This is a genomic window from Candidatus Eisenbacteria bacterium (genome assembly GCA_016235265.1).
GTDB lineage: Bacteria > Eisenbacteria > RBG-16-71-46 > RBG-16-71-46 > JACRLI01 > JACRLI01.
In genome coordinates, this window is record JACRLI010000002.1 from 16,896 (window position 1) to 30,501 (window position 13,606).

Annotated in this window: 11 protein-coding genes; 9 read left to right on the plus strand and 2 right to left on the minus strand. The window is 70.9% G+C overall.

Annotation, left to right across the window (positions count from 1 at the left end; genetic code table 11):
- Nucleotides 1-3 precede the first annotated feature (3 nt).
- From HZB25_00485 to HZB25_00520, 8 genes are all read left to right on the plus strand, one after another.
- Nucleotides 4-900 carry an HDOD domain-containing protein gene (locus HZB25_00485; protein ID MBI5835695.1) on the plus strand — a complete coding sequence of 299 codons (897 nt, stop codon included), beginning with the start codon at nt 4-6 and terminating at the stop codon, nt 898-900.
- Nucleotides 901-916: 16 nt separating this feature from the next.
- The gene (locus tag HZB25_00490; protein MBI5835696.1) at nt 917-2,038 is read left to right on the plus strand and encodes a chemotaxis response regulator protein-glutamate methylesterase; all 1,122 of its coding nucleotides are present in this window, start codon (nt 917-919) and stop codon (nt 2,036-2,038) included.
- Nucleotides 2,035-3,162, plus strand: coding sequence for a response regulator (locus HZB25_00495; GenBank protein ID MBI5835697.1), 1,128 nt, complete (start codon nt 2,035-2,037; stop codon nt 3,160-3,162). The genes HZB25_00490 and HZB25_00495 overlap by 4 nt, the downstream gene beginning before the upstream one ends.
- Nucleotides 3,163-3,235: 73 nt before the next feature.
- Nucleotides 3,236-4,675, plus strand: a complete 1,440-nt coding sequence (locus HZB25_00500) for a DUF2156 domain-containing protein (GenBank protein MBI5835698.1) — start codon at nt 3,236-3,238, stop codon at nt 4,673-4,675.
- A gap of 59 nt (nt 4,676-4,734) precedes the next feature.
- Nucleotides 4,735-6,300, plus strand: a complete 1,566-nt coding sequence (locus HZB25_00505) for a HAMP domain-containing protein (protein MBI5835699.1) — start codon at nt 4,735-4,737, stop codon at nt 6,298-6,300.
- Nucleotides 6,293-7,672, plus strand: a complete 1,380-nt coding sequence (locus tag HZB25_00510) for a sigma-54-dependent Fis family transcriptional regulator (GenBank protein ID MBI5835700.1) — start codon at nt 6,293-6,295, stop codon at nt 7,670-7,672. The genes HZB25_00505 and HZB25_00510 overlap by 8 nt, the downstream gene beginning before the upstream one ends.
- Nucleotides 7,673-8,008: 336 nt before the next feature.
- Nucleotides 8,009-8,482, plus strand: coding sequence for a peptidoglycan-binding protein (locus HZB25_00515; GenBank protein ID MBI5835701.1), 474 nt, complete (start codon nt 8,009-8,011; stop codon nt 8,480-8,482).
- Nucleotides 8,479-8,676: a hypothetical protein gene (locus HZB25_00520; protein ID MBI5835702.1), complete on the plus strand. Its 198-nt coding sequence runs from the start codon at nt 8,479-8,481 to the stop codon at nt 8,674-8,676. Before HZB25_00515 ends, HZB25_00520 begins: the two co-directional genes overlap by 4 nt.
- A 105-nt stretch (nt 8,677-8,781) precedes the next feature.
- Here HZB25_00520 and HZB25_00525 read toward each other — a convergent pair whose 3' ends face one another.
- Together HZB25_00525 and HZB25_00530 are read right to left on the minus strand one after the other, a co-directional pair.
- Nucleotides 8,782-10,425, minus strand: coding sequence for a HAMP domain-containing protein (locus HZB25_00525; protein MBI5835703.1), 1,644 nt, complete (start codon nt 10,423-10,425; stop codon nt 8,782-8,784).
- Between the two features lie 21 nt (nt 10,426-10,446).
- Nucleotides 10,447-11,145 carry a hypothetical protein gene (locus HZB25_00530; GenBank protein ID MBI5835704.1) on the minus strand — a complete coding sequence of 233 codons (699 nt, stop codon included), beginning with the start codon at nt 11,143-11,145 and terminating at the stop codon, nt 10,447-10,449.
- A gap of 319 nt (nt 11,146-11,464) precedes the next feature.
- Between HZB25_00530 and HZB25_00535 the strand changes: the two genes are divergently transcribed.
- Nucleotides 11,465-13,540 carry a hypothetical protein gene (locus HZB25_00535; protein MBI5835705.1) on the plus strand — a complete coding sequence of 692 codons (2,076 nt, stop codon included), beginning with the start codon at nt 11,465-11,467 and terminating at the stop codon, nt 13,538-13,540.
- The last annotated feature ends 66 nt before the right edge of the window (nt 13,541-13,606 follow it).

A 13,606-nucleotide genomic window follows, 5' to 3' on the forward strand; every position in this document is an offset into this window, starting at 1 on the left:
AATGTGAAGAACACCCGGTATTCGGCCCCACCCCGCGAGCCCCTGGAACAGCGGATCCGCGAGGTGCGCGACCTGCCCACGCTGCCCGCGGTGGTGGTGCGGACGATGGAGCTGCTGAACGCCCCGGACAGCACCCTGCGGGAAGTGGGGGAGATGGTGGCCACCGACCAGGTCCTCTCGGCGCGCACGCTGCGCCTGGTGAACGCCCCGTATTTCGGGCTGAGCCGCCGGCTTCACTCGGTGATGGAGGCCGCCGTGTACCTGGGCCGCAGCGGCATGCGCAACCTGGTGGTGTCCTCCTCGATCCTGCAGTCGTTTGCCGGAAGCTCCCGCTCCGCCCCGCCGGTGCAGTTCTGGGAGCACGCCTTCGCGTCGGCGATCTTCGCGCGCCTGATCGCGTCCCGGGCCTCGCAGGGCCAGGTGGAGGACGCCTACCTCGCCGGGCTGCTCCACGACCTCGGCCGGCTGGTCCTCCGCCACCACTTCCCCAGCGAGATAGCCGAGGTGGAGGCGGCCGCGCGCGTGAGCGGCGTGCCGGTGAGCGTGGCCGAGGAACAGGCGTGGCAGACCACGCATGCCGAGGTGGGGTGCTGGCTGGGACAGACCTGGCACCTGCCGGCCCCGGTGGTGGAGGCCGTGCGCATGCACCACCGTCCGGCGGACGCCCCGCCCGAGCTGCGCACGCTGTGCGCCGCGGTGCACCTGGGCGACGAGCTGGCCTTCGAGCAGGGCTTCGGAGACGAGGAGACCTTCGACGCCGAGCACCGCGGCCTGGAGCTGGGCACCCAGGTGTTGTTCCAGGACGAGGTGCTGCTCGCCTCGCCGGACACGCTGAGGGAGATGGTGGCGGAGGAGGCGCACGGCGTGCGGCTGCTGGTCGAGATGGTGTACGGAACGTAGGGACCAGGGGGACTTCTTGGGCATCGGAGCGCCGAACCCGCACACCCGCCCGTTCCTCGAGGCGGCGACCGCCCGCGCGGTGCGCGTGATGGTGGTGGACGACTCGTCGTTCATCCGCTCCGCGCTCACTCGGATGCTGTCCAGCGAGCGCTCCGTGGTGGTGGTGGGCACGGCGTCCAACGGCCAGGAGGCGCTGCGCATGATCCCGCACGCCCGCCCCGACGTGCTCACGCTCGACTTCGAGATGCCGGTGATGGACGGGCTCGAGACCCTGCGGGCCGTGATGCGGGACTTCCCCATGCCGGTGCTGATGCTGAGCGCGCACACCGCCCCGGGTGCCGAGGCCACCCTGAGGGCGCTGGAGCTGGGCGCGGCGGATTTCATGCTCAAGCCGGCGCGCCTCACGGACGCCGAGGCCGCCCACCTGCGCTCCGGGCTGGTGGCGAGAGTGCTCGCACTCGCCTGCCGCCACGCCGGGCCCCGCCCGGTCCCGGTGCGCCCACCCGGTGGCGAGGTGCGGATCCTGCCCGGCGACGGCCCGCGCCTGGTGACCATCGGCGCCTCCACCGGTGGCCCGCGGGCGCTGCAGCAGGTCCTGGAATCGCTGCCGTCCACGCTGGACGCCGGCGTGCTCATCGTGCAGCACATGCCCCCGCTGTTCACCCGGCAGTTTGCCGAGCGCCTGGACTCCCTCGGCATCCTCCCGGTGCGCGAGGCCCGGCCCGAGGACGTGGTGCGGCACGGCCAGGTGCTCCTGGCGCCGGGCGACCATCACTTGGAAGTCACCGGCATCGTTCCGGGGGGTCTCTCGGTGCGGCTGACCCGCGAACCGGAAAGCGAGATGCGGCCGAGCATCGACGTGCTGTTCCGCTCCGCGGCGGCGCACAACGGTTCCCGCACGGTGGCGCTGGTCCTGACCGGGATGGGGGCCGACGGCCGTGCGGGCATGACCGAGGTGCGGCGCGCGGGCGGCGTCACGCTGGCCCAGGACGAGCCGTCGTGCGTGGTGTACGGAATGCCCCGGGCCTGCGTCGAGGCCGGGGTGGTGGACCGGACCGTCACTCCCGCCGCGGCGGGCCGGGCGATCCTGAAGGCCCTGGGCGGCCGGTCGGCGGCCCGGGAGAGGAAGGCATCGTGAAGGTCCTCACCGTCGACGACAGCAAGACCTCGCGCGCGGTGGTCGCGCACACCCTTGCCCAGCTGGGCCTGACGGTCATCCAGGCTTCGGACGGGGCCGAGGGGCTGGAGTTCATGCGCGCGTCCAAGCCGGACCTGGTCATCGCCGACGTCCAGATGCCCACCATGGACGGGATGGCCATGCTCACCGCCAAGGCCCGCGACCCCATCATCGCCGGGATTCCGGTGATCATGCTGACGGCCCTGGCCGACCAGGAGTTCGTGCTGCAGTGCCTGAAGAAGGGCGCCAAGGGATACATCGTGAAGCCCTTCGAGAAGAAGACGCTGGTGCAGAAGGTCTGCAAGCTGCTGCACATCGAGCCGCCCTCCGCCGGGGGGGCGCAGGCCCGCCCGCGCGGGCCGCTGGTGCTGGCCGTGGACCGGGACGAGAAGGTGCTCTCCGCGCTCATGGAGATCATGCTCGACGGCTGCGAGCTGGTGACCGCGCTCGACGTGCGCATCGCGATGCGGCTGGCCAAGGAGCGCCACCCCGAGTCGTTGTGGGTGGACGCCGGCCAGTCGCCGGAGCTGGTGAAGATGCTCGTGGACCAGCTCCGCGAGGACGGCACCCGCAAGTTCGTGGCCATGGTGCCCCGGGGCGCGGCCATGCCCCCGGGCCTGGCCTCCCTGGGCATCCAGAGCGCGCTGCCCAAACCGCTCATCCGGCTCGAGGTCCGGGAGTTCGCCGCGAGCCACCTGGGAATCTTCCAGCGCTTCCTGGAGCGCGTGGAGGGCGGGGTGGTGATGAAGATCCCCGGCGACGCACAGGCGCGCCGCCGCGAGTGGCAGCCGGCCCTGGACACCGAGGTCCGCGCCGGCCTCGAGCGCGCAGCGGCCGAGCGCGCGCCCCGCCTGGCCGTGGACCTTGGCGCCGTGACCGCGGGCAACGACCTGCACCTGGTCGCCGGCCTCGCGGACGTGGTGACCATGTGCCGGGACCTGGGCCTCGACCTGGTGCTGGTCATCCAGGACAGCGAGGTGCTGCAGGCCTTTGGCGCCTACCAGGAGCTCAAGGGCATCCGCTGCTTCGGGAGCCTCAAGGAAGCCATGACCGCCGGCCCGGCTGCGGCCCGCGCAGCCGCCTAGATTCCCCTCCGCAATCTGCTACTCTCGCGCCGTGCCGAGCCCGGCGCACGGTGCCCCGGGACGGTTCCCTCCCATGCCCATGAGCCCGAACCGCGATCTCGTCGCGCGTCCCCGGACCGCAGCCGCGCCCTTGGTGGCGGCGGTCACGGTGGTGTGTGCGCTGGCCAACCTGGCGGCCAGCCTGCCGCGCCTTTCCCCCCGTGCGGACGCACTGCGCGAATGGCTGCCGCTGGAGGTGGCCGGCGGCAGCCGGCTGCTCGGGGCCGTCGCCGCGCTGTTCCTGCTCCTGCTCGCGCGCGGCCTGGCCCGCCGCAAGCGCGCGGCGTGGCAGTTCTCGCTGGTGCTGCTTGCGCTCTCGGCCCTCGCGCACCCGTTCCGGGGCAGGTACGAGGAAGTCGCGCTGCTGTCCGTCGCGATGGTGGCTGCGTTGCTGTTCCTGCGCCGCGAGTTCTGGGTGAAGAGCGACCCGGTCAGCCTGGCGGGGGGCTGGGCGGTGATGGGGCTGGGGGCGGTCCTCTCCTTCGCCTACACCGCCGCGGGCTACCACCTGCTCCGCAAGCACTTCGCGCACGTCACGGACTTCCCCGCCGCGGCCGCCGCGGCGCTGAGCCTGCTCACTTCCTTCCAGACCGGCGCCGCGTTTCCGCTGAACCGGGAAGCTGCCGCATTCGTGGCCAGCGCCTGCACGCTGGAAGCGGCCGCGCTGTTCACCGGGCTGTTCATGCTGTTGGCTCCATTCCTGGACCGCCGCCGGCAGGAGAGCGAGCGGCCGCGGGTGGAGCCGGTCCTCCGGGGGATGGGGCGCTCCAGCACCTCCTACTTCGCGCTCGAGGGCGACATGCGCTACCACTTCCTGCGCAGCGTGCCGGGCGTGGTTGCCTTCACCTGGCGCTCCGGGGCGGCGCTGGTCGCGGGCGAGCCGCTGTGCGAAGAGCGCCACCTGGCGGCGGCCGCCACCGAATTTGACGCCCATTGCCAGGAGCATGGCTGGACCCCCGCCTTCTACCAGGTGGGGCTCGAAGCGCGCACCGGGCTGCTGTCCGCCGGATTCTCCTGGCTCAAGATCGGCGAGGAGGCGTGGTTCGACCTGGGGTCCTACTCGCTGGATGGGCCGCGGCGCGCGCGGCTGCGCCACGGCGTGAAACGGGCGGAGCGGGAGGGTGTGACCGTGGTGGAGCACGTGCCCGGCCTGCCGGGGGGAGCGGAGCGCGAGGTTCGCATGGAGGAGCTGTCCGGGCGCTGGCTGCGCCTGCACGGGGGGCGCGAGATGGGCTACCTTCTGGGCGGCCTCTCGCTGCGCGCCCCGCGGGACCGCCGGTATTTCGTGGCCGAGACGCGGGGCAGGGTGGCCGGCCTGGTCACGTTCGTCCCGGTGATCGCGCTGGCGCTGATCCGCGTCCACGAGCCCCGCTCGCTGCTGGCGCGGTTCCTCGGAGCGGGCTCCCGCCGGCGCCCGGGCAGCGCCGCGCCCGCCGGGGCCGGCCCGGGCACGGCGTCCGGGGCGGCCCCATGAGTGCGGGCCCGTCCGGGACCGACCCGCTCCGGCCGGTCCGCGCCGGATGGCGCCAAGGCATGCTGGTCAAGCTGGCCGGCATGGTGGGCCTGGTGCTGTTCCTGGGGGTGACCGGCGTGCAGTTCTTCACGCTGCGGCTGCTCCAGCGGACGCTGGAGCAGAACCTGCGCGACGAGGCCGTGCTCACGGGCGAGGCCCTGGACGCCGGCTTCCAGCACCGCGGCAGCCTGCTGTCCGTGGACCACGTGAAGGAGGAGATGGACAACCTGGTCCGGGCCACGCAGAACCTGGACCGCATCACCGTGTTCCGGGACCGCGGAGGACGGATGCAGTTCTTCGTGTCCACCGAGGATTCGCAGCAGGCCGGTCCGACGGCGAACGAGCAGCGCGCGCTTCGAGGGGACAGGCGCGTGATGCAGCGCCTGGAGAACCGGGAGAGTGGCCCGTACTGGCGCGTGGTGGTGCCGCTGCACCTGGAGAACCGCGTGGGCGGGGCGATCGAGGTGCGCATGTCGCTGCAGGTGGCCTCGGAGTCGGCGGCGGAGTTGCGCCGGCGCACCCGCTGGGTGATGGCGCTCTCGGTGGCGCTCAGCGTGCTGCTGCTGGCGTTCTTCCTCCACCGGGCCGTGGAGCGGCCGGTGCAGGGGCTGCTGCGCGCGATGGCGCGCGTCCAGGGGGGCGACCTGCAGACGCGGGCGCCGCGCGCCGGCGGCGACGAGTTTGCCCGGCTGGGCGCAGGCTTCGACTCGATGCTGGATCGGGTGCGCGCAGGCGCCGAGGAAAACCGCAGGCTGCTGAGCGAGATCCAGGACTTCAACCAGCAGCTGGAGGGCCGGGTGCGCGAGAAGACCGCGGAGCTTGCGGATCGCAACGAACAGCTGCTGCGGGCCAACCGGACCCTGGTGGATCTCGAGCTGCGACTGGCGCGGCTCTCGCGGCTCGCGGCGCTGGGGCAGTTCGCGGCCACGCTGGCGCACGAGATCGGCACGCCGCTGCACTCCATCTCCGGTCATCTGGAGCTGCTCCGCGAGCAGCGGGCGGTGGCCCCCGAGCACGAGCACCGCATCCAGGTGATCCAGGGCCAGCTGGATCGGGTGGCCGCGATCGTGCGCGACCTGCTGAAGTCCACGCGCCCGCCCGGCACGGAGCGGGGGGCCGTGGCCGTGGGAGCGGTGCTGGGGGAGCTGGCCGCGCTGCTGGAGCCCGGGCTGGAACAGCGCCGCATTCGCATGGAGATCCAGGCGGCCGACGGGCTGCCGCCGGTGGCCGCGGACCCGCACCAGCTGCAGCAGGTGTTCCTGAATCTGTTCACCAACGCCGTGGACGCCATGCCCGGGGGCGGCACGCTCACGGTGCGTGCGGCCCTTGAACCGGGCCCCCCGCGCCGGGTGCGCTGCGAGGTGGCGGACACCGGCCAGGGGATCGATCCCGGGTTGCTGCCGCGGATCTTCGAGCCCTTCGTGACGTCCAAGCCCCACGGGGAGGGCACCGGCCTGGGCCTGGCGGTGGCTCGCGACATCGTGCGCCGCCACGGGGGGACGCTGGGGGTGGAGAGCCGGCCCGGGAGGGGCAGCTGCTTCACGCTGCGCCTGCCGCCGTTCGAGGAGGAGAAGTCCGATGCCTAGTCGCGCGTCCCTGCTGGTGGTTGACGACGATCCCGTGACCCTGGACCTGATGCGCGAGGTCCTCGCGGGGGAGGGCTACGAGGTGAGCACCGCGCGCGCCGGCCGCGAGGCCCTGGAGCTTTGCGCCAGCCGCCCGTTCGAACTGGTGCTGACGGACGTGCAGATGCCCGGCATGTCCGGCCTGGAGCTGCTGCGCGCGGTCCGCGCCACCGCGCCGGAGACCGTGTTCATCGTCATGACCGCGTTCGGGAACATCGACACCGCCATGGAGGTGGTGCGCGAGGGCGGTTACGACTACCTGAGCAAGCCCTTCAAGATGGAGGCCGTGCGCCTGGCGGTGCGCCGGGCACTGGAGCAGCAGCGCCTGCGCCGCGAGAACACCATCCTGCGCTCGGAGCTGGCGGACAAGTTCCGTCTCGACCAGCTCATCGGCCGCAGCCAGCCGATGCAGGAGCTTTACCTGACCATCGCGCGCGCCGCCGCCTCGCGGAGCACGGTGCTGCTGCAGGGGGAGTCGGGCACCGGCAAGGAGATGGCCGCGCGGGCCATTCACTTCAATGGGCCGCGCGCGGGCGCGAAGTTCGTGACCGTGAACTGCGGCGCGATCCCCGAGCCGCTCATGGAGAGCGAGCTGTTCGGCCACGTGCGCGGCGCGTTCACCGGGGCGGTGGCCGGCCGCTCCGGGTTGTTCGAGGAGGCCGACGGCGGCACCCTGTTCCTGGACGAAGTGGGCGAGTTGTCCCTGGGGGTGCAGGCCAAGTTGTTGAGGGTGCTGCAGGAGCACGAGGTCAAGCGCGTCGGGGGCAACGAGACGATCCGCGTGGATGTGCGGGTGATCGCCGCCACCAACCGGGACCTGGCGCGCGAGACCCGCGAGGGCCGCTTCCGGGAGGACCTCTTCTACCGGCTGTCCGTGGTCACCCTGACCATGCCGCCGTTGCGCGATCGCCGCGAGGACATTCCGCAGTTGTGCCAGCACTTCCTGGAGAAGTGCCGGCGCAGCGGCAGCGGCCAGGCGGTGGAGGGGATCTCGAGAGTGACCATGGAACGGCTGGTGGACCACGCCTGGCCGGGCAACGTGCGAGAGCTGGAAGACGTGATCGAGCGCGCCGTGGCACGCACCGGCAATCGATACCTGTCCCTCGACGACCTGCCCAGGCACATCGCCAGCCTGGGAGAGGCCCCGCCTTCCGAGGCGACCCCGGTGGAGAGCCTTACGCTGCGCGAAGTGCAGCGCCGTCACATCCAGCGGGTCCTGGCGGCGCACGGGGGCAACAAGACCCAGGCGGCCCAGGCGCTGGGGATCAGCCGGCGCACCTTGATCCGGGTGGCGCAGCGCTTCGGGCTGGAGGGCTCCCTCGTCGACGAGTGAGACCCGGCTGGGGCTCCGCCCACCCCGGTCCGGATCCGGGTGCGACAGGCGCGGCCCGGTGTGACAGAACGGCGCGCTCCATGGAAACGACTGTCCAGCAACGCATTCCGGGTCTGTGGCACTCCTTATGGGGCCCCGCCCCGGCTTTCACTGTCCCGCTCGACCGGCCCCGCTCCAGCCAGCACTTCCTCCGATCCCCGCCACAAGACTCACCATGGCAATGAGCTACATCGCCCGGGAAGCGGCCATGCGGCTTGGCATGCCCATTGCGATTACGGTCAGATCGGAAGGGTCGAGAGTGGACCCGCAGCCGGCAGGTTCCCCAGGGGGTGTCGCGTGCGCCGTGTTGTCTGCCGTGCAGTCGTGGGTGCTCTCCTGGCGGCGGCTCTGCTGCTGGGAGCCGGGCGCGGGGTCGCGAAGCCCGGCGACGGGCCCCGCGCGGCCGCCGTGGCCCGCCCGGGCGAATCCGCGACGGCCCGGGCGGTGATCGAAAAGGCCCAGAAGATCCTGATCTCCGCCGGCCGTCTCAGGGGCAAGGCCGACGGCAGGATGAGCCCGGCGACGCGAAGCGCCATCCGGGCGTACCAGAAACAGCACGGATTGAAAGGCACCGGAAAGCTCACCCCGGAGACGCTGGCCCGGATGGGACTGGCACCCGACACCTCGTCGGCCCGACCTCAGAGTCCCCAGGTTTCACGCAGGAAGCGCTGCAACCCCGCACGGCCGGTTGGCCGGAGGCGGGAACGAGTCCACAGCGTGACCAACCCCGCCCCAGGGCGGGAACAACCAGGAGGATCCTCCAAATGCTGAAGCGCATCTCTCTCGCACTCTTCGCCGCCCTGCTGGCCGTTTCCTTCGCCGGCGCCGCGTTCGCCGCCGAGACCGCGCCGGCCGACACCGCCGCGAAGAAGGAAGTCAGGGTCAAGAAGTCCAGCAAGAAGGCCTCGAAGAAGATGAAGGCGAAGAAGGCCCACGCCGACTCGACCAAGGCCGGGGCCAGGTAGACTTCGCAGGCCGGCGGCAGCCACCGCCCGAACGCAACAAGGGAGGCGCGCTAGCGCCTCCCTTGTCATTCTCCCGCTCCGCGAGCTTTCGCGGACCGCCCGGCCTCAGGCCGCCTGTTCCAGGTCCCCCGGGTCCGAGCTCCCCACCGGCTCGGTGTCGTGTGCGCCCCCGTCCGACTCGAGGCGGAACTGGGCCACCATCTCGTTCAGGGTCTCGGTCTCGGAGTTCAACTGTTCGGCAGCCCCGGCCACCCAGGCGATGCGCTGGTCGGTCTCGGTGATCGAGGCCGAGATGCGCTGGATCTTGTCGGCGATCTCCTCGGCCGCCTGCGCCTGGTCGCTGGCCGCCTTGTTGTTCTCCTCCATGCCGGTGAGCATCTGGTGGCTCACCGCCAGGATCTCCCGCAGCGACAGCCCGGCGCGGTCGGCCAGCTCACGGCCCTGGGTGACCTCCGAGGTGCCCTGCTCCATGGAGTCCACGGCCCGGCGGGCGTCGTCCTGGATCGACTTGATGGTCCGCGAAATCTCGCGCGTGGCCAGCGAGGTGCGCTCCGCCAGCTTGCGCACCTCGTCGGCCACCACGGCGAATCCGCGGCCGTGTTCGTCGGCGCGGGCGGCCTCGATGGCCGCGTTGAGCGCCAGCAGGTTGGTCTGGTCGGCGATCTCGTCGATCACCATGATGACCTCGCCGATCTCGGCGGAGCTCTGGCCGAGCTTGCGGATGATCTCGGCCCCTCCGGTCACCACCTGCTCGATCCGCTCGATACCCCGGATGGTGTCGGTCACGGCGTCGTGGCCGCGCTGCGCCGCCTCCGCGGAGGAGCGCGCCAGCTCGGCGGTGCGCAGCGAGGAGTTCCGGCTCTGGGAGCTGGCGGCCCGCGCCTGGGACACTGCCACCACCACGCGCTCCACCTCCGCCGTCTGCTCGCGCGCCGCCACGGCCGCCTGCCGCGAGTCCTCCTCGATCCGGCCGGCCAGGGAACCCACGCCCGAGGCGCTGTCCCGCACCCGCAGGATCATGCTCCGCAGCTGCTTGTTCATCTCACCCAGGGCGCCGGAGAGCTTCTGGAGCTCGATCACGCCGCCACCGGGCTGCACCTGCACGCGCAGGTCGCCGCGGGCGATCCCCTGCGCCGTTCCCACCACCCGGGTGACGGGACGGCTGATGCCGCGCGCCAGGATCAGCGCCGCGGCCACCGCCAGGAACAGCGTGAGGATCCCCATGACGATCATCATGGTCTTGAGGTCCTCGACGGAGCGCATGAAGTCCGATTCGCTGCTGGCCACCGCCAGCAACAGGTCGCGCGAAGGGTAGGACCGGATCACCGCGTAGTAGCGGTGTCCGCTCCAGTCGAAGTGGGCCACGGCGCCGCGTGCCAGGTCGCCCTGCGAGACTTCCACGCGCGCCGGCAGCACCCGCCCGGAGGGGCTCGAGAGGACCGAGCCGTCGGCCTTCAGCAGCACGGCGAAGCCGTTGTTGCCCACGTGGATCCGCTCCACGAAGGGCTTGAGGACCGCCACCACGGTGCCGGGATCCACGTCCTGCCCGCTGAACACGCGGATCATGCGCTCGCTCTCCTCCATCTTGGAGTCGAGCAGCACCTGGAGATGCGCGTGTTCCACGCGGATGAGACTCTCGCTGGCGCGGCGGTACGCGGCGATCCCGGCGACCAGGAGCGGCAGGGTGGCCAGCGCCACGAAATAGAAGATCAGCCGTCCCTGCAGCGTGTTGAGGAGGTTCATCTTCATGCGTGCGGCCCCCGGGGGTTCCTAGCGATTCGCGATGCGGTCACGGATGTCCCGCAGGTCCTGCGCCACGGCCTGAGCCGCCGCCTGGGTGGCGGGGATGTTGCGCGAGCGCGCGGCCCGCGCCAGGTTCTCCGCGGCCAGGCCGAAATGCACCCAGGATTCCCGCGAGTACGCCATCGCCGCCGTGTCCAGTCGCCTGCGCCCGGCGGCGATCTCCTCCAGGTAGTACTGCACCTCTGCGGCGTCGCCCTTGGCGGAGTTCGAGGCAACCTGGGCCGCGGCCTGCTGGAGGTCGTCCAGTTCCTGGTCGAGGTCGCCGGGGAACTTGCTCTTCATCATCGTGACCGAGCTCTGGGAGAGCTGGAAGCCCTGCTCGAGCTGGCCCAGGTCGCGGGTGCTCAGACCGTCCTCCACCGACGCCAGCGCGTAGCTGAAGTGGCTCACGTCCTCGGGTGACAGCCGCGTGAGCAGCGTGGGCGTGGACTTGCTGAACGCCTTCTTGATGCGCAGCAGCATCTCGACCGACTCGTCCCAGCGCTTCACGCGGCACCGGAGCCGGATTTCGTGCAGGTCGTTGCGCATCTGCCGGAGCTCGTCCGCGGCCCGCGTGCCCGAGGAGGCCTGGGCGCGCGCCGGGTCCGGCAGCGCGATCGCCAGCGCGGCCGCGGCACAGCACAGGACAAGCGGTCTGAACAATCCGGCGAGGGGGGAAGACTTCATGTCGTTCCTGTCTCTGTCTCCGGTGTGGTGGGGGGACGTCCCGTCCATTGACTCGTATATCGGTTGCCGACGGTGGGGACGTTAGGGCGAACTGGGGGCGCCTGCGGTATAGGGAATGGGATTGCGGAATGGTGAAGATGGGTCGTCGCGACCTACTTGGAAAGTCGCTTTAGTGACACGTAACTACCAGAAAGATAGTGACTTGTGGAATCGGACGCGCTACACTCATTTGTCGTCCACCAATTACCCCGGTTTGGTCATACCCCCGGAAAAACTGACTGCCCTCTTCTTTGACGGTGCCACCATTGGAGGTTGTGGGATGCTCCATGGACGCAAAGAACCGGGCCTGCGGCGATGGATCCCGCTCATCATCTTGCTCGGGCTCCTCGGCTGGGCCAACCCCTCGTCCGCGATGGAAGTCCAGGCGTACGCCGGAAGATCGAGTGTCGCCCAGGGCGAAGCCGTGACCTTTCATGTCAGCACCGGCCTGCCCCGGTACGACCTTCGCATCTACCGGTTCGGTGCGCAGATCGAGGTCGTGGACATGATCCGCGATCTTCCGGGACAGCAGTACCCCACGCCGCCGGACGCCTACGCCAACGGTTGCGGCTGGCCCGTCGCGTTCACCTACACCATCCCCGAGAACTGGCGCAGCGGCGTGTACGCGGCCAGCTTCAGCAAGGGCATGGACTACACCTACTGCCTGTTCGTGGTGCGCCCGCGCGTTCCGGGCAGCGTGTCGCGAATTCTCTACCTGGTGCCGGTCGCCACCTACCACGCGTACAACAACTGGGGCGGCAAGAGCCTCTACGACGGGAATTCCACCGACGGCGTGCGCAGCCCGCGCGTGAGCCTGCAGCGGCCCTACGCCTTCGACAACGGCATGGGCGGCTTCACCGGCTACGAGCAGCCTTTCACGCAGTGGATGGAGAAGAACGCCATCGTGGCGGAGTACTGCACCAGCATCGACCTCGCGCTCCACCCCGAGATCCTGGATCACTACCAGCTGTTGGTGAACGTGGGTCACGACGAGTACTGGTCGAAGGAGATGCGCGACGCGGTGGAGAACTTCCGGGACTCGGGCCGCAACATGGCCATGTTCGGCGCGAACTGCGCGTATTGGCAGATCCGGTTGGAGGACGAGGGTCGGACCATCGTCTGCTACAAGGACGCCAACAGCGACCCGATGCGCAACGTGGACTCCACCCGGACCACCGTCCGCTTCCGCGATCCGCCCCTGAACCGCCCCGAGGCGGCGCTGCTGGGTGTGATGTACGCGGGCCACAGCAACTTCATCGGGGTGCCCGCCGTGGTGAACGACTCCCAGCACTGGATCTTCGACGGCACCCCCGTGGTGGCCGGCGACTCGCTGGGCACCAACATCGTGGGCTACGAATGGGACGACCTGGCGCCGCAGAGCCCGGTGAACACCCGGGCGCTGATCCAGACGGCGGTCACCAGCGTCGGATCCGGCAACAGCAACTCGGTGGGCTCCTACTACGAGGCGACCCCGGAATACGGATTCCCCGGGGGGCGCGGCGCCAAGGTGTTCGCCGCGGGCACGGTGCAGTGGAGCTGGGGCCTGGACGATCTGGGCTACACGCACGTGGACCCCAACATCCAGCGGATGACGCTCAACATCTTCCGCGGCATGGCGCGGCCGGAGGAGACCGCCCGGCCGGTGCCGGTGCTGTTCCGCGCCGACGCGCGATCCCTCAACCTGGGGTCCAAGGACCTGCTCACGCTGGTGGGCGGTTGCGCCGCGCTGGGCTATGGCGCGGGGGTGTCGCTCCGCGACGACGGCGCCGGCCCGGACAGCGTGGCGGGGGACGGCGTCTACTCGGCCCTGGTGTCCATCCCGCAGGGAACCCGCAAGCCCATGCCCTATGGTTACCGCCTCAACGGGGTGACCGCGCTCGTGCCGGGCTCGCGCGGCCTGGTGTGGGTGGACGACTCTCCGGAGAGCGACATCCAGGTGCTGCCGCCCGACCGCGTCGCCACGCCGCTGCTGGTGGACTCCCCGGCGCTCGTGCGTCCCCGCGTCGCCCTGCGCATCCTGCCGTCGGCTCCCAATCCGTTCCGTGCGTCCACGCGCATCTCCTTCGTGGTCCCCGGGCACGAGGTGCCCAATTCGGAGGAGGAAGAGGAGGAAGGGGAGACCGGGGGCATCAATCCCGGCGCCCCGGGGGCCGGCCAGCGGGTGCGTCTCGAAGTCCTGGATGTCACCGGGCGCCGCGTGCGAACCCTCGTGGATGGCTACCTTCTCCCCGGGCCGGGCCATGTGACCTGGGACGGCCGGGACGCGAACGGCAGCCAGGTGGGGTCCGGGATGTACTTCTGCCGCTTCCGGGCGGGCTCGGAGAGCGCCGCGGTGAAGATCCTGCGCTTCCAGTAGGACCCGGCGCATCCAATCCGCGGGCCGGTGGGGTTTCCCCGCCGGCCTGCTTGTCTTCCGGTGCCA